Source organism: Oceanobacillus neutriphilus, assembly GCF_014645515.1.
GTDB classification, from domain to species: Bacteria; Bacillota; Bacilli; order Bacillales; family Amphibacillaceae; genus Oceanobacillus; species Oceanobacillus neutriphilus.
In genome coordinates this window covers 1-15,000 of the sequence record NZ_BMLW01000026.1, presented here as the reverse complement: position 1 = coordinate 15,000, position 15,000 = coordinate 1, and the positions used below count along the sequence as shown (strand labels likewise).

The 15,000-nt window shown below is 37.8% G+C and carries 13 protein-coding genes, 2 tRNA genes, 1 rRNA gene and 2 pseudogenes; 6 read left to right on the top strand and 12 right to left on the bottom strand.

Annotated elements, in window-relative coordinates; genetic code table 11:
* Positions 1-97: 97 nt before the first annotated feature.
* Both IEX29_RS25825 and IEX29_RS25820 read left to right on the top strand, forming a co-directional pair.
* Positions 98-862: pseudogene (locus IEX29_RS25825) on the top strand (aldehyde dehydrogenase family protein); the annotation flags it as partial.
* 358 nt (positions 863-1,220) lie between these two features.
* Positions 1,221-2,456: a metal ABC transporter solute-binding protein, Zn/Mn family gene (locus IEX29_RS25820; RefSeq protein ID WP_188738645.1), complete on the top strand. Its 1,236-nt coding sequence runs from the start codon at positions 1,221-1,223 to the stop codon at positions 2,454-2,456.
* Between the two features lie 49 nt (positions 2,457-2,505).
* Here IEX29_RS25820 and srtD read toward each other — a convergent pair whose 3' ends face one another.
* Positions 2,506-3,096, bottom strand: coding sequence for a class D sortase, LPxTATN-specific (gene srtD / locus IEX29_RS25815; RefSeq protein ID WP_188738643.1), 591 nt, complete (start codon positions 3,094-3,096; stop codon positions 2,506-2,508).
* A gap of 275 nt (positions 3,097-3,371) precedes the next feature.
* Here srtD and IEX29_RS25810 point away from each other — a divergent pair, with 275 nt between their 5' ends.
* The gene (locus IEX29_RS25810) at positions 3,372-3,737 is read left to right on the top strand and encodes a helix-turn-helix domain-containing protein (RefSeq protein WP_188738641.1); all 366 of its coding nucleotides are present in this window, start codon (positions 3,372-3,374) and stop codon (positions 3,735-3,737) included.
* Between the two features lie 253 nt (positions 3,738-3,990).
* On the opposite strand, the gene IEX29_RS25805 is transcribed toward IEX29_RS25810, so the two are convergent.
* A complete protein-coding gene (locus IEX29_RS25805) occupies positions 3,991-4,758 on the bottom strand; it encodes an SDR family oxidoreductase (protein ID WP_188738639.1) in 768 nt (255 codons plus the stop codon).
* A 410-nt stretch (positions 4,759-5,168) separates the two neighbouring features.
* Between IEX29_RS25805 and IEX29_RS25800 the strand changes: the two genes are divergently transcribed.
* Positions 5,169-5,948 carry a DeoR/GlpR family DNA-binding transcription regulator gene (locus IEX29_RS25800; RefSeq protein ID WP_188738638.1) on the top strand — a complete coding sequence of 260 codons (780 nt, stop codon included), beginning with the start codon at positions 5,169-5,171 and terminating at the stop codon, positions 5,946-5,948.
* Positions 5,949-6,084: 136 nt separating this feature from the next.
* On the opposite strand, the gene rpiB is transcribed toward IEX29_RS25800, so the two are convergent.
* The 7 genes from rpiB to IEX29_RS25765 all read right to left on the bottom strand — a co-directional run bounded on the left by rpiB (position 6,085) and on the right by IEX29_RS25765 (position 11,961).
* Positions 6,085-6,567, bottom strand: coding sequence for a ribose 5-phosphate isomerase B (gene rpiB / locus IEX29_RS25795; protein ID WP_147212769.1), 483 nt, complete (start codon positions 6,565-6,567; stop codon positions 6,085-6,087).
* 187 nt (positions 6,568-6,754) lie between these two features.
* On the bottom strand, positions 6,755-8,248 hold the full coding sequence (gene glpK, locus IEX29_RS25790; protein WP_188738636.1) for a glycerol kinase GlpK: 1,494 nt from the start codon (positions 8,246-8,248) through the stop codon (positions 6,755-6,757).
* A 49-nt stretch (positions 8,249-8,297) separates the two neighbouring features.
* Complete coding sequence (gene tpiA, locus IEX29_RS25785) at positions 8,298-9,077, bottom strand: triose-phosphate isomerase (protein WP_204799078.1); 780 nt, start codon at positions 9,075-9,077, stop codon at positions 8,298-8,300.
* The gene (dhaL, locus tag IEX29_RS25780) at positions 9,074-9,727 is read right to left on the bottom strand and encodes a dihydroxyacetone kinase subunit DhaL (protein WP_188738633.1); all 654 of its coding nucleotides are present in this window, start codon (positions 9,725-9,727) and stop codon (positions 9,074-9,076) included. The genes tpiA and dhaL overlap by 4 nt, the downstream gene beginning before the upstream one ends.
* A 52-nt stretch (positions 9,728-9,779) precedes the next feature.
* On the bottom strand, positions 9,780-10,772 hold the full coding sequence (locus tag IEX29_RS25775; protein ID WP_188738631.1) for a dihydroxyacetone kinase subunit DhaK: 993 nt from the start codon (positions 10,770-10,772) through the stop codon (positions 9,780-9,782).
* A 99-nt stretch (positions 10,773-10,871) separates the two neighbouring features.
* Positions 10,872-11,267 (bottom strand): dihydroxyacetone kinase phosphoryl donor subunit DhaM, encoded by a 396-nt coding sequence (dhaM, locus tag IEX29_RS25770; RefSeq protein ID WP_188738629.1) that lies wholly within the window; start codon positions 11,265-11,267, stop codon positions 10,872-10,874.
* Positions 11,268-11,730: 463 nt separating this feature from the next.
* On the bottom strand, positions 11,731-11,961 hold the full coding sequence (locus IEX29_RS25765; protein ID WP_188738628.1) for an HPr family phosphocarrier protein: 231 nt from the start codon (positions 11,959-11,961) through the stop codon (positions 11,731-11,733).
* 828 nt (positions 11,962-12,789) lie between these two features.
* Between IEX29_RS25765 and IEX29_RS25760 the strand changes: the two are divergent.
* Together IEX29_RS25760 and IEX29_RS25755 are read left to right on the top strand one after the other, a co-directional pair.
* Positions 12,790-13,181, top strand: a pseudogene (locus IEX29_RS25760) (VOC family protein).
* 521 nt (positions 13,182-13,702) lie between these two features.
* Positions 13,703-14,455, top strand: coding sequence for a helix-turn-helix domain-containing protein (locus tag IEX29_RS25755; RefSeq protein WP_188738626.1), 753 nt, complete (start codon positions 13,703-13,705; stop codon positions 14,453-14,455).
* Between the two features lie 64 nt (positions 14,456-14,519).
* Here IEX29_RS25755 and IEX29_RS25750 read toward each other — a convergent pair.
* The 3 genes from IEX29_RS25750 to rrf all read right to left on the bottom strand — a co-directional run bounded on the left by IEX29_RS25750 (position 14,520) and on the right by rrf (position 14,815).
* Positions 14,520-14,592 (bottom strand) — tRNA-Thr (locus tag IEX29_RS25750).
* A gap of 3 nt (positions 14,593-14,595) precedes the next feature.
* Positions 14,596-14,670: transfer RNA gene (locus tag IEX29_RS25745), tRNA-Asn, on the bottom strand.
* A gap of 29 nt (positions 14,671-14,699) precedes the next feature.
* A 5S ribosomal RNA gene (rrf, locus tag IEX29_RS25740) occupies positions 14,700-14,815 on the bottom strand.
* Between the last annotated feature and the right edge of the window lie 185 nt (positions 14,816-15,000).

Here is a 15,000-nt window from a genome sequence, read left to right as displayed (position 1 = left end):
ACAGAATAGTGGTAGATATCGATAAAAGCAGACAGATAGATGATCGTTTGAAAATAAAGGAAATCATTTTCAATTAATTTTTCGTGCTTACATGACTACAGCATCTGGCAAAGTCGGGACTAAAATTATGGAAAATGCAGCACCAGATATTAAAAAAGTAGCTCTGGAGCTTGGCGGTAAATCTCCAATCGTCGTATTAGAGGATACAGACATCGATTACGCTGCTAAAAAGGCGATTTCCAATATTGCCGGTAATACGGGTCAGGTTTGTACAGCAGGAACACGGGCAATTGTTCCTGAATCTATTCATGATGACTTTATCGAAGCAATCAAACGTCACCTGTCTGAATTTCCTGTAGGTGATCCAAAGGATGAATCCACCTTTACCGGCCCACAGGTATCCAAGAAGCAATGGAACACTGTACAGGATTATATCCAGACTGGAATAGACAGTGATGCAACACTTGTTGCTGGCGGAACTGGTAAACCTGAAGGCTTGGAAACAGGCTATTATTCCAAACTGACTGTATTTACCGATGTGAAACCTGAAGACAAAATTGCTCAGGAAGAGATTTTCGGACCTGTACTCTCCGTTATCACTTATAAGGATTTAGATGAAGCAATTGAGATTGCAAATGGCACTATTTATGGTTTAGCAGGTTATGTTATCGGCAATAGCCCGGACAACCTGGCCCATGTCGCAAGAAGTCTCCGCTCTGGCAGGATCACTGTCAATGATGGCAAATCTGACTTCACTGCACCATTTGGCGGATACAAGCAATCCGGAATCGGACGTGAGTGGGGAGACTACGGTATTGAAGAATTCCTGGAAGTAAAAACAATTACAGGCTTACCCTCTTAAACACTAATTTTATTTTCAGCAGCTCTTATGCTGCTGATTTTTTTGTTTAAAAACATTGAATTTCATCACGCCTCTTCGATATTGCATACACACAGCTCCAAAGAAATCATGTCAGCCCAGTAAAATTTAAATGTAAAAAGTATAAAAAATGTCTTGACATCCATTCTAAAAACCTGTAAATTTTAAATCGTAACGATTACGAATGATCTTCATCATTTAATTTAATCTACTTCACTTTCATTGGGCAAACTACAATCACATAGCGCCTCAAAACGAAGCAATTCTATGTAGCATTGCTTTTTTATTTTTTAAAGAACTAAATTAGTTATCCTACTACTTAACAACGGAGGTACATTTCATGATAAAACGGACAATTATTTTTGCCAGCTTTCTTATCCTTTTCCTTGCTGGCTGTCAATCAGCTGACAATAGTCAGGAAGAAAATAAAGATACGCTGGAGATCTCTACAACTATTTTTGCTTTAGAAGATTTCATTTCAAAAGTTGGCGGAGAATATGTTGATGTGGAAAGCATCTACCCTCCAAACGCAGATGCTCACACATATGAACCAAGCTCACGGGAGATGGTTGATTTAGCCAAAAAGGATTTATTCATTTATTCCGGCGTTGGCATGGAACCCTTTGCGTCAAAAGCAGAGGATATTCTGGAAGGTGAAAATGTAGAAGTCGCAGCAATCGGTGAGGACATTCATCTTCGCGGAGAATCGGAACACGCCCATGATGAGAAGGAACATCATCATGAAGAAAAAGCTGAAGATAATGGAGATATTATTATTAACGGTATAAATGACCATTATCACAGTGGGGATACAGCTTCATTAGAAGCAGAGACTACGATTGATGAAGACATTGAAGAATGGAACTGGTACTTCCGGACAGAGGGTTCAGAGGACTGGGAGCTGGATGAAGACGCAGACGGCCCTTCATTCGAAACGCAAATTAATGATTCCTTAGAAGTAAAGCTGGAGCTTGCAGATGCTGACGGGGAAGTTATTACGGAATCCGGTGTCGTTGACTTACTCATTGATAATCATGATGGCGAGAGCGGCATTGGCGATCCACATGTTTTTCTTGATCCAGTAATAAGTATTCAATTAGCTGAAAATATTAAAGACCTTCTAGTTGAAAAAATGCCGGAGCATGAAGATTATTTCACGGAGAATTTTGAGGAATTAAAAGGACAGTTAGAACAAGTGGATGAAGAATTAGCACAAACCATCGGCGACGCAGACCATCCGCAAATGATTGTTTCGCATGCTGCCTATGGCTATTGGGAGGATCGGTATGGATTAGAACAAATCAGTATCCACGGCCTATCCTCATCACAGGAGCCTTCTCAGGCTGCATTAGTAGAAATTGTTAATAAAGCTCATGAATATGATCTGAAGTATGTTGTATTTGAAAGAAATATCAGCAGCAGAATAAGCGAGATTATCCAGGATGAAATCGGTGCTGAAAGTGCTGTACTCAGTAATATGGAGACCATCACTGAAGAAGATATAGAAAATGGTGAGGATTACTTCAGCTTAATGCAAAAAAATATAGAGACGTTAGAAACAGTCTTAAACGATTAAAAAAAGCTTTCTTCCAGAGGAACTGCACCTCATGGGAAGAAAGCTTTTTTCATTCAGAAACCGGATAAGCATAAGCAACAAAACGTTCCGGCGCACTGCCTACAAAGTGAAATGGATAGCAAGTGGTTACAACCAGAACCTCTTCCCCCATTTCCCGGATAACAGAAGTATCATCCTCTGGAACAATTTCTGTTTCTCTTATTTCATATGAATACTCACCATATGGCATCTTTACGACAAACGTATCCCCTATTTCCAGCTCGCCAAAATCACGGAATACGGTATCACGATGTCCTGATAAAAGAATTTGCTCATTCTGTCCAGGTAAAACAGAATTGGATAGATGGCCGACTCCTTTGTCCAATGAATCGGGATCAGTCCCCTCAACAATAGGCAGCGTTTTCCCCAGTTTAGGTATTTCTAAAGTAGCGAATGCTTCGTCAGCCTCCACATCAAATTGTTCTATTGTTTCCTCTATATCTTGTTCAGCATCATCCTGCGTGCTGATTCCTTGATCTATTCTTTCTTCCGCCTGAATTAAAGATTGTTTCTGTGATTGCTCGTGCCCTATAATTTGATATCCGAAAACGCCTAAACAGACGACCCCTATGATAATAAAGAGGATTCCTATTCGTCTCATTGAAGTCTCTCCCTTAAAAATAATTCAAATAAAATAGAACGGAACTTTTTCAGAAGGAGTTTCAAAAAACTTATACACACAAGCACTGAGATTTTTATTATTTTTCTGAAAAAGTTATTTATCGTTCTGAACAAATCCGTATGTAAATTCTTTCATCTAAAGTTAAGTTGATTATACTATATTTTTACCTATCTATCCAAAAATTCTTTATAATTAAATTTCACTCTCCCCATATGTTATAATTAATTTCTAAAATAGAAATTAAGAGGTGCACCATGAAGACCGGTCAACGAATTATACAGTTACGCCTTCAAAATAACTGGACGCAAAAAGAATTGGCTAAACGCGTCAATATTAATGTCAGTGTTATGAACAGAATTGAGGCTGGTGACCGTCCTATTAAAGGAAGTGAGTTAGCAGCAATTGCAGATGTTCTGAAGGTTACAGCGGACTATTTATTAGGCAGAACAGATGGTACAGCCTCAAGCGTTTCAACTCAGGAAACCGAGTCTGTTAAAAGCATTCAGAAAAAATTCCCGGACGCAGATGCTATGTTCCGCGATTTAGCGGGCCTCACTCCGGAAGAATTCCGGGATATATATGATTACATGCTTTTCAAAAAGAGCAGAAGGAATAAATAAGTGCAGGACAGCTGACTGCAGTTCCCCTCTTGACAGCACCTTAAGCAAAGGGCACTAATAGAACAGCTTCCGAACATACATATTTAGATTTAAATTGACTGAATCTTATTCCCTCGTTAATATGAAGATATAACAAAATAGAAGTACGGGATAATGAGAAGATTCCCCACAAAGAACGACAATCATCTGTCTTTTTTGTAGGGAATTTTTTACAGTAATTGGAGCTGTTGCTTTTGTTTTAGTATTATAATATTTACTTAATTGTATTCCCACCATCAATCACAATGTTCTCACCTGTAATGAGATTTGCAGCATCACTTGCCAAGAATAACGCAATACCCGCAACTTCTTCCGGATAACCGAAACGGCCAAGCGGAATTTCACGTTTTGCGTGCTCCCCTACTTCACCAGCCCAGGCTTTCTTACCCAGCTCTGTCAAAATCACTGTTGGAGAAATAGCGTTTACAGTAATATTAAATTGTGCCCACTCATAAGCTAATACCTTTGTTACACTAACAACTCCGGCTTTACTGGCACAATAGGCCACATGATTGTCGAGCGCGATAATTGCTGCCTGAGAAGCCATGTTAATAATCTTTCCCCCATGTCCCTGCGCAATCATCTGTTTACCAACAAGCTGCGACATTTTAAATGTACCTGTTAAATTTAGATCGATTGTTTTTTGCCAATAATCATCAGAAATGTTCTCTGCATCATCCAGTAAAGCCACACCTGCACAGTTTACCAGGATATCTACTTTTCCAAAATGTTCTACTGTATGATCAATAGCTCCTTGAATGCTGTCACCATCTGTAATATCAACTCTTACGCCAATAGCATTCTCTCCGCCAATTTCTATGGCAGCATCTGCAACATCTTCTTTCACATCAAAAACGGCTACCCTTGCGCCTTTTTCAATATAGAACTCTGCAATTGCCTGTCCAATTCCGCTTGCTCCACCTGTAATAATAGCCACTTTGTCCGTAATCTTGAAATCCTTGTCATAACCTTGGAAACTCATTACTGAACACTCCCTTTTCATTTATGACGAATAATTTTTATAGCCGACAAACTGCAATACAACGCTTACATATAATTTTATCATCTGTCAAGACCTTGTCAAACATTTTCATTTATTATTTTATTTATTCATTTTGTGATACAATACAATATATAGTTATAGATATAGTGATGGTTTATTCGGTGGATTATCGTTGAATAGGACCGGGACTGGGACTGGGACTGGGACTGGGACTGCGATTACTCGTCCCACCAAAGAGCTTTTGCGATTACTCGTCCCATTTTAAGGTGCTACTTATAGAGTAGTTCTGAAAATTAACTCACTCTTCTTTATTTAAGTGATAAGAATTTGACGAACGGTTATTACGTGATAAATTAAGAATAGATAATTTTATACGAGGATGACGGATAATGAAAATGTTTGTGACTGAAAGAAGAAATAAGATAATGGAGCTCCTGCATGATAAGCAGCGACTGACTGTTAAAGAATTATCGGAGCAAATCGGTGTGTCTGAAGCAACCTTACGTACCGATTTAAACAAAATGGAGAAGGGCGGCCTTTTGACGCGTACTCATGGCGGTGCGATGTTAAACCAACAGAATCAGCCTGACTTTGACACTAGTTTTTCTGTACGTGAAAAGCAAAACCGCAAAGAAAAATCATTAATTGCTAAGGAAGCTTGCCGCCTTATTGAGGAGAAGCAATGTATTTTGCTCGATGCCAGTTCAACTGCTTTGGAATTAGCACGGTATCTCAACCAGCAAATGATTCGTCTGACAGTTGTAACAAGCGGGATTCAGACAGCGTTAGAGCTAAAAGATAACCCGAACATTACAGTTATTTTAATTGGCGGTGTAGTGACAAAGGGATCTTCAACCATTGAGGGTACACTTGGGGCAGAATTACTGGATAAGCTTCATATTGATATTCTTTTTACATCTGCCAATGGTTTTTCAGTAGAAAACGGCCTGACTGATTTTAATTTATATGAGGTAGAATTAAAAAAACAGATGGTCAATAAAGCACAGAAAATTGTCGCTGTCATTGATCATTCTAAAATTGGGATTACTTCCAGTGCTTTATTTGCCAGTACAGAGCAGGTAGATGTGCTGATTACAAATAATGCCATTGATCCCGATACGGAGAAAGTGCTTATCAACCATAATATTCAAGTGATTTCTGCTTTATAAGTACTCACCTCTCATCGAAAATTGCAACATATAAAATGAAACTTCCGGATAATAGGCGCTTCACGGACAATCATTCATAATAAAGACACTGTATAAAGCTGATCATATACAGTGTCTTTATTATTTACGTATAGTATTAACAGGAGCCTTTTGCCGCATCTTTGAAGTTCTGATCAAGAAATTGGCTTTCTCTGTCTACAATCTGATCTACCTTACGTTGGGAGCCGCCGGCCCATTCTACGTTTAGATATGCCTCAACTACTTTTTTAGCTGATTCTGGTCCAATAACCTGAGCACCAAGTGTAATGATTTGAGCGTTATTACTTAATTGAGCACGTTCAGCAGAGTAAGTGTCATGTGTTGTTGCCGCACGGATTCCCGGATACTTATTAGCTGCAATAGCAACACCTAGACCAGTACCGCAAACAAGTACACCGCGGTCTACCTTCTTCTCACTGACTGCTTCGGCCACTTCAAAAGCAACACCCGGGTAGTCAACAGCTTCACTGGAATGAGCTCCAAAATCTACTACTTCATGATCTGTGGATTCTTCAATAAATTTCTTTAACGTTTCTTTTAATCCATATCCGTTATGATCTCCACCAATACCAATTTTCATTATGAAAGCTCCTCTCATTTATTTAATCTACCTTTATTATATACCTCAGATTTTCTTTTATCAACTTTTATTTTCATTTATTATCAAATTGATTATAAACGAAAAGAACCCTTCTTCTCTCGAATCTGAATCCATTTTATGGACTTTTATTCTAGCAAGAAGGAAAGGTTCTTTTTTCAACCATCTGTTATTTAAATACCCGGGCAGCTTCTACAGCTTTTTGCCATCCTTTATAAAGCTTATCACTCTCTGCCTTATCCATTTCTGATTCATACGTTTTTTCATTTTGCCATTGTTTTGCGATTTCATCCTTATCCTTCCAGTACCCTACAGCCAAACCTGCCAGATAAGCAGATCCAAGTGCTGTTGTTTCCTGTACAACAGGACGCTCAACTGGTACATTCAGAATATCGCTTTGGAATTGCATTAAGAAATCATTCTTTACTGCTCCTCCATCAACACGTAAAGCCTTCAAATCAATTTCAGAATCAGTAATCATGGCATCCAGCACATCTTTTGTCTGATAAGCAAGAGATTCTAATGTTGCCCGGATAAAATGCTCCTTCGAAGTACCGCGTGTTAACCCAAACACCGCACCACGTGCATCACTGTCCCAATAAGGTGTACCCAGTCCGACAAATGCAGGGACCATATAAACACCATCTGTAGAATCAACTTTTTTAGCGAAGTCTTCACTTGCTGGGGCATTTTCAATAATTTTCAAGCCATCACGCAGCCATTGAATGGCAGAACCAGCTACGAAAATACTTCCTTCAAGTGCATATTCTACCTTGCCGTCTATTCCCCAAGCAAGTGTTGTCAAAAGCCCATTTTTAGATGCAACACCTTTTTCACCTGTATTCATTAACATAAAACAGCCCGTACCATACGTGTTCTTTGCCATTCCTCTTTCAAAGCATGCCTGACCAAATAACGCAGCCTGCTGGTCACCTGCAATTCCTGCGATAGGAACTTCCTGTCCATAGAAATGATAATCTACTGTATTTGCATAAACTTCAGAGGATTGCCTTACCTCTGGAAGCATGCTTTTCGGTACGCCTAAAATATCTAATAGCTCATCATCCCATTTTAAATCATAGATATTAAACATAAGTGTACGAGACGCATTGGAGTAATCGGTAATATGAGATTTTCCACCTGATAGTTTATACACTAACCATGTATCGATTGTGCCGAATAATAAGTCACCTTTATCCGCTTTTTCTCTGGCGCCTTCAACATTATCAAGAATCCATTTTACTTTTGTTCCCGAGAAATAAGGGTCCAGTAACAGTCCTGTTTTTTCTCTGAATAAATCATTATGCCCTGCTTCTCTAAGCTCTTTACAAATTCCTTCTGTTTGCCGTGATTGCCAGACAATCGCTTTGTAAACCGGTCTGCCTGTATTTTTATCCCAAACGACTGCTGTTTCCCTTTGATTGGTAATACCGATACCTGCAACCTGATCCGGATCTATATCCGATTTTCGTAATACATCAGCGATACAGGCTAATACAGATGTCCAGATTTCATTCGCATCGTGTTCTACCCAGCCTGGATGCGGGAAGAATTGTTCAAATTCCTTTTGAGCAACCTCAACAATAGAGCCATCATGATCAAATAAAATAGCGCGTGAACTTGTGGTGCCCTGGTCAATGGATAGAATATATTTCTTACTCATTAATTACCATCTCCTTTTATATGTTCTTCATATAAAATATATGAAGTAATTAACCCTTCCATTTCACTTGCTTCACAGTATCAAGAATCTGTTTATAATTGGCAGGATCATGTCCAAACCGCCCAATAAATACTCCATCCACATCATCATGGGTAGTAATCTCATAAACATTATCCTTGCTTACTGATCCGCCATAGATAATGCGGACAGATTCTGCTAATTCTGCGCTGTATACTTCTTTGACAATCTCCCTGATCAATTCATGCGTCTGGTGTACATATGCCGCATCGGCTGCTTCTGCTTTACCGATAGCCCAGACCGGCTCATAGGCTAAGATAACCTTTTCAATAAGTGCTTCATTCACTTCACCAAAGGAAGCAAGAATTTGTTTCTTTAATTCTTGTTTCCGCTCTGCCCTATTATCCAGGCGCTCTCCTTCACCAATACATAATACTGGAGTCAGCCCTTTTTCCAGGGTAAGCTTTGTTTTTAGATGAATCATATCAAGTGTTTCATGAAAAATACGCTGTCTTTCTGCATGTCCGATTTCGACATAAGTTCCCCCCATATCGATAATGGACTCAACGGAAACCTCTCCTGTATAAGCTCCATTTTCATAAGGGGAAATATTTTGTGCCCCAAAAGCAATTTCAGACCCTTTTAAAGCTTGTGCCACAGGGTATATAACCCCTAAGGATGGAAAGACAAACTTTTCTACTTCTTTTTCATTTGTAGTAACCTCGGTCAGAGCCTGCACCAATTCCGTTGCCTTATCGACCGTATTGACATATGTTTTATAGCTGATCCCAACGACTGGCTTCCTCATCATGCAGAAACCGCCTCTTTCAAACGATTTAAGAACACTTCCATCATCATCCAGGCAGATTCTGCTCCCGGATCTTTGTGACCGATAGCTCGCTCACCCAAACGCATAGCACGACCCTTTTTAGCAATAAGAGGAATTGTTGATTCAGCGCCCTCTTTCATCGCTTCTACAAAAGCAGTGAATTTCTCAACAGGATCCTCTGGAGAATCCTGCTTCAATACCTCAGCTCCAGGAAGAAAAGCATCAATCATTGTTTTATCACCAAGTTCCGCTTTCCCCCTAAGTTGAATAGATTCAATACCATTTAAAAGCATACCGCAAAATTCATCGAAGGTAACTTCATTTTTGCCGGTAACATCCTTGCCCGCCTTCATGAAAAAGCTGCCATAAAGCGGACCTGAAGACCCCCCGACTTTACCAAGAAGCAGCATACCGACCTTTTTAAAGATGGTTGAAATATCTGCTGCATCCTCATTAATCGTATCTAACTGCTTCGTTACTTCACGGAAACCGATTGTTAAGTTAATACCGTGATCGCCGTCTCCAATTGCAGAATCCAGCTGTTGCAGATGCTCCGACTCTTTGTCCACAAACGGAAGCATATCACGAAAAACATTTACAAAATATTCTCTATCTAATACAAGTGTTGGCATAGAATTTCCCTCCATCATATTCTCAAACTGAAGAATATATACTAATTAGCGCTTAGAATTTGATGTTTGGAATATCCGTTGGATAGTCCAATAATTCTTTTAATTCATCATCTAATTTTACCAGAGTGATAGACATCCCTACCATGTCCATAGATGTTGCATAGTTCCCTACAAGGTTTTTATAAACTTTAATCCCTTTTTCATCTAATACTTGCTCTACACGGCGATATACAATATATTGATCCATTAACGGCAATCCGCCAAGTCCGTTAACAAGCACATAAGCTTCATCACCGCTTTCTATACTGTGATCGTCTAAAATATATCCTAAAAGCTCGTCTGCCACTTCATTGGCAGGACGAATCTTATCTCTTCTTACTCCCGGCTCCCCATGGATCCCCATACCGATTTCCATATCTCCTTCTTCCATTTCAAAGATATTTTTACCAGTTGCAGGTAATGTACAGGAGGATAATGCAACCCCCATGGATCTGGTGGCAGCATTCGCTTTTTCAGCAGCAGCTTTTACTTCTGGAAGCTCTAATCCTTTTGCAGCCGCAGCAGCAGCCGCTTTAAATACAAAGATATCTCCTGCAACACCGCGGCGATCCTCTATGTTGTCAGAAGAATATACGTCATCAGTTATCGTTACTGTTTCTACCTGAATCCCTTCATCTTCAGCCATTTCTGCACCCATATCAAAGTTCATTACGTCACCGGCATAATTACCATACATGTAAAGGCAGCCTTTTCCGGTATCTACTGCTTTTACAGCATTGTAGCAAGGTTCTGGAGATGGAGATGTATTTACATTACCGACTACAGAAGCGTCTGCAAAGTTCTCACCCACATAGTTAATGAACAACGGCTCGTGTCCTGATCCACCACCAATGATAATTCCTACTTTGCTCTTGTCACTGCGTTTCTTGCTGACAACAACACGTTTATCATGTTCTAATAACTCTACATAGTCACTATTTGCTTTAACAAAGCCTTCCAGCAGCTCCTCAACAACATCATAACCATCATTGACTAAACGTTTCATTGTATTTTCCTCCAATCCCCCGATATATATTTTATTCTTACAGCCTGTTTCAAAGCGAATTGAAAACCCTTTCATTATGGTGTTTAAGAAGTCCAGCTATTACAGCTTGGATACTTCTTCAATAATTGCGTCAATATCATTTGTAATGGTTGATTGTACAGAAGCAACAAATGCGCCTTCTACAATTGGACCTTCTATGATTTTACATTTTGCCTGTAAATCTTCATCTAATAAATCAATTGCAGTCTCTGCGCTTAACAGCGCACTTCCCATATCATAGAAAACCAGAATGTTTTCACAATCCTGAAGCTCTTCAATTTTACTCATGATAATCGTAGCGCTGGTTCCCAGACGGCCATCATCTGTACCCCCGGCAGAGAGAATATTTACATTTTCTCCATTCATCTCGAGGATAAGATCCTTCAATCCTTCTGTTATTTTTTGACTGTGTGATACCAAAATAATACCTACGGATGATTGAGCGTTATTTACCATTGTTTTTTTCTCCTTTATCAAAGTGATAAAAACATACTTTAACATTGCAGCTGTTCAAAATGCCCAGTGAAAAACCTGTTGTTTATCCAGTTTTTTTGAACATATGTTTATGGTAATATCATATCACTTTTTTTCGAAACCTGCATATATTTTTTATTTACTTTTATTTAGATTCGTTTTTATAGAATATCTTTGCGTTTACTTCATTATTGCAAATAGGAAAACCAAAAGCACAAAGTGCCCTTCCGGAATTTGGATTATGGTTACTCTTCCTGCTGGAAATATATGTTGCAAGGTCTGCATTAGCACGTCATGCGCATCAAAAATGTAGAGACTGCGCCTCTTTCTTTGGAAGGATTCAATGTTTTAAAAGCTATCCCTTTCAGAAAGGCGCATCTCTTTAAAGTACAGTGCTTTTCCTTATGTTACGCCTGTAAATGTTCTTAGCCTATTATTCTTTATGCTATTCACTAATATAAGATGCAATATCTGCTAATAAATCATCGCAGTTGTCTGCATGAATTCTTAACTTTAGTGGGTTTGTCAAGTCCAGGCTAAATATTCCCATAATTGATTTTGCACTCAATACATACGTATCTGAAATAATCTCTACCTTGTAATCATAACGTGATACAATTTCTACAAAATCCTTTACATCATTAATTTTTTCTAAGCTGACATAACGCTCAACCATCAAATTCCTCCTTTATAACCTCCTGTTATCTCTCTTTTATCATAAAAAAGGAGTACAGGAACTGCTATTATTATGTCCTGAATATGTATTCTTGTTATCATATCCAGGATTATAGTTATCTTTATTTTCTCATTCCTCCAGTACTTTGTAAACTTTTCAAAGCAACAGTTAAACAAGTAATATCGATTCTTTTAATAGCTGTTATTATTTTACTATATTAATCAACTAAATACAGTTTAATTGGTTCCAGTAAATTATCACATTTATCAGCATGTACCTTTAATATTAAAGACTGCGTTAGTTAGATGTGCTCCCCATCAATACCTTTTAAATACAGAAACCCTTACAATAAAAAAAACTAAAGGCACCACCATAATATCGCCTGATAAGATGTGGGTCTTTAGCTGAATTCTTTTCACTATTCAACTTCAATATATTTTGTTGTAAAGAAAAGCGCTTACAATTTATTTAAATTTATATTACATGAGCTATAATCTATCTGTCAAGGTATACGCTGTTATATCTATCGGAAAATAAACACTATTACAAGATATATAGTTACTCAGCAAATATTGATATGCTTCGATATATTTTTATTTCATTATAATTTTTAACATTGTCACAGGTATTCTATAACATTATAGCACTGAAGCAGGATTGGAGTTGGATAAGCTTTTATGAGCACTTATCAATCATTAGAAGTTATACTTTTTGTGTAAGACTTAAAATATCTTTCTGACGCATTAAAAAGTCCACAGAGAAATTAGGATTATTCGGAGCAGCAACAAGCTGTAAAGATATCTGGAATGAATAAATAGAGGGGTTTTTTTGACTCATGGTTTAATCCATCATATTGAGCTTTATGTTTCTGATTTGAACAGATCTACTGCCTTTTGGGATTGGTTCTTAAAAGAACTCGGGTACACATCTTTTCAAAAATGGGAGGGCGGGCAGAGCTGGAAACCGGAAGATACTTACCTTGTGTGCAGGCAGAAGAAAGGTTTTTAGATATCCCATGTCATCGAAGCCGGGTCGATCTAAATCATTTAGCTTTTCACGCAAGTTCACGGGTATTTGTAGATGAAATAACGAAAAAGCTTCAGCAAAGAGTGATTACCATTCTCTACTCTGATCGTCACCCATTTGCAGGCAGGGAGAATCATTATGCTGTTTATTTTGAGGATCCGGATAGAGTGAAAGTAGAATTGGTTGCATCTTAATGTATTTTTAGCTGAAGTACTTTTGAGGAAATCTTATGCAGATATTTTATTTATCTGATGTACGAAAATAGAACTCTCTAAATTTAAAAGCAACTCCTGATACAAAAGGTTTTGCTTTTTTGTATTAATAATATTTATTCATCTAACATCGCTCTGTAATCTTTCTAATATACATTAACCTTTCATGTATCCTGTTCTTAGATTTTCAATTCAGGCAGTCCTCATATGTCTTTGAAGACATGAAAGAACAGTAGTATTATCTATATTCCTAAACATAAGTATTAACTTTTTCCAAGCATAGATACCTACCTCAAAAAATCACTCCATTGTATCTTTCCGAAATTTATAAATTTCAATATTAATTATAATATACCTATTACCATTTTATATTATTGAATTTAAATAGGAATTAAGTTTTAGTATAATTGGCATCTCTATTAAAATAGAGGTGTCACAATAAAGAAAATTATTATATGATATGTTTATGTTTTATCAACTACTATTTTAAAGGAGCTGTTTAAATGAGGATTAAGTTTAATTTAGATAAAATTATGAAAGAAAATGGCATTTCATTAAATTGGCTTGCACAAAACAGCGAATTAGACATTAATACTATACGCAAAATTAAAAATTCATCTCATCAGAATCCACGATTGGAAAGTTTATTATTATTAGCAGAGGCATTAGATTGCAGTATTCATGATCTAGTAGATGATGCATACTGGAAAGTTTATTACGATATAACATTAGAAAGATTCCAGCATGATGCAGTGTTTAAGAAAAAGCAATTTTTTAGTATGGAAAACCTTAGTTTATTAGAAACATTATTCTCAAAAATAGGTATGGTCACAGAGATGACTCCTAGCTGTAACCTAAAAACGGTTTACATTAGAAACAAACGGAATATTCACGCACCAATATACTTTGATATCACCCTTAGAATTAATTCTTTATTTCTAGAAGTTATAGACTTATATATATACGTTGATACAGAAGTTGTTGAAGAAAGAAATATTAAAGATTTGGTTATTCAATCCATTGAAATATACGCAAATAGAAATAACATTGATCAAATCATCTTTTATAATATAAATGGAAAAGATTCAAACCAATTCGAGCATTTCTGCGAAGTTAGTTTATCAAAAACAACCTATCAAAGTGAGCCAGAGTTCGAAATGAAAATCTTAAAGGATAGTGGTTTTACGTTGCATAAATCTCCTTTTTTTCCTTTAATAGGTGATACTTGGAGTAAATTAATGATAAATGTAGATTAAGTTTACCGTTAAAAAAACGCTGTATCCAATATATAAAAAGGATACAGCGTTTCTATAATATAAAAGCTTCCAAGCGGACTTGAACCGCTGACCCCTTCCTTACCATGGAAGTGCTCTACCGGCTGAGCTATGGAAGCAGATGGCTCCACAGGTAGGATTCGAACCTACGACCGATCGGTTAACAGCCGATTGCTCTACCACTGAGCTACTGTGGAATACAAATTAAATTCAGATAAAAAAATAAGCCTGGCGGCGTCCTACTCTCGCAGGGGGAAGCCCCCAACTACCATTGGCGCTGAAGAACTTAACTTCTGTGTTCGGCATGGGAACAGGTGTGACCTCTTCGCTATCGCTACCAGACCTACAGGATGTAGGTCGTTCGATGTTGCCCATACGATGTGGACGATTTTAATCGAACATCCTTAACTGTATTCAATTCGGATTTTGCACCCTGAAAACTAAATAAGAGTAACGTGACATCAAAAACTTAGATAAGTCCTCAATCGATTAGTATCCGTCAGCTGCACGTGTCGCCACGCTTCCAC

Bases quoted from the DNA above. Each gene is read 5' to 3' on its own strand.
- dhaL (WP_188738633.1), bottom strand. From the start codon at position 9,727: ATGCCAACACTTGTATTAGATAGAGAATATTTTGTAAATGTTTTTCGT.
- tpiA (WP_204799078.1), bottom strand. From the start codon at position 9,077: ATGATGAGGAAGCCAGTCGTTGGGATCAGCTATAAAACATATGTCAAT.
- IEX29_RS25775 (WP_188738631.1), bottom strand. From the start codon at position 10,772: ATGAAACGTTTAGTCAATGATGGTTATGATGTTGTTGAGGAGCTGCTG.
- IEX29_RS25805 (WP_188738639.1), bottom strand. From the start codon at position 4,758: ATGAGTTTCCAAGGTTATGACAAGGATTTCAAGATTACGGACAAAGTG.
- IEX29_RS25765 (WP_188738628.1), bottom strand. From the start codon at position 11,961: ATGGTTGAGCGTTATGTCAGCTTAGAAAAAATTAATGATGTAAAGGAT.
- IEX29_RS25800 (WP_188738638.1), top strand. From the start codon at position 5,169: ATGAAAATGTTTGTGACTGAAAGAAGAAATAAGATAATGGAGCTCCTG.
- IEX29_RS25820 (WP_188738645.1), top strand. From the start codon at position 1,221: ATGATAAAACGGACAATTATTTTTGCCAGCTTTCTTATCCTTTTCCTT.
- dhaM (WP_188738629.1), bottom strand. From the start codon at position 11,267: ATGGTAAATAACGCTCAATCATCCGTAGGTATTATTTTGGTATCACAC.
- srtD (WP_188738643.1), bottom strand. From the start codon at position 3,096: ATGAGACGAATAGGAATCCTCTTTATTATCATAGGGGTCGTCTGTTTA.
- rpiB (WP_147212769.1), bottom strand. From the start codon at position 6,567: ATGAAAATTGGTATTGGTGGAGATCATAACGGATATGGATTAAAAGAA.
- IEX29_RS25755 (WP_188738626.1), top strand. From the start codon at position 13,703: ATGAGGATTAAGTTTAATTTAGATAAAATTATGAAAGAAAATGGCATT.
- IEX29_RS25810 (WP_188738641.1), top strand. From the start codon at position 3,372: ATGAAGACCGGTCAACGAATTATACAGTTACGCCTTCAAAATAACTGG.
- glpK (WP_188738636.1), bottom strand. From the start codon at position 8,248: ATGAGTAAGAAATATATTCTATCCATTGACCAGGGCACCACAAGTTCA.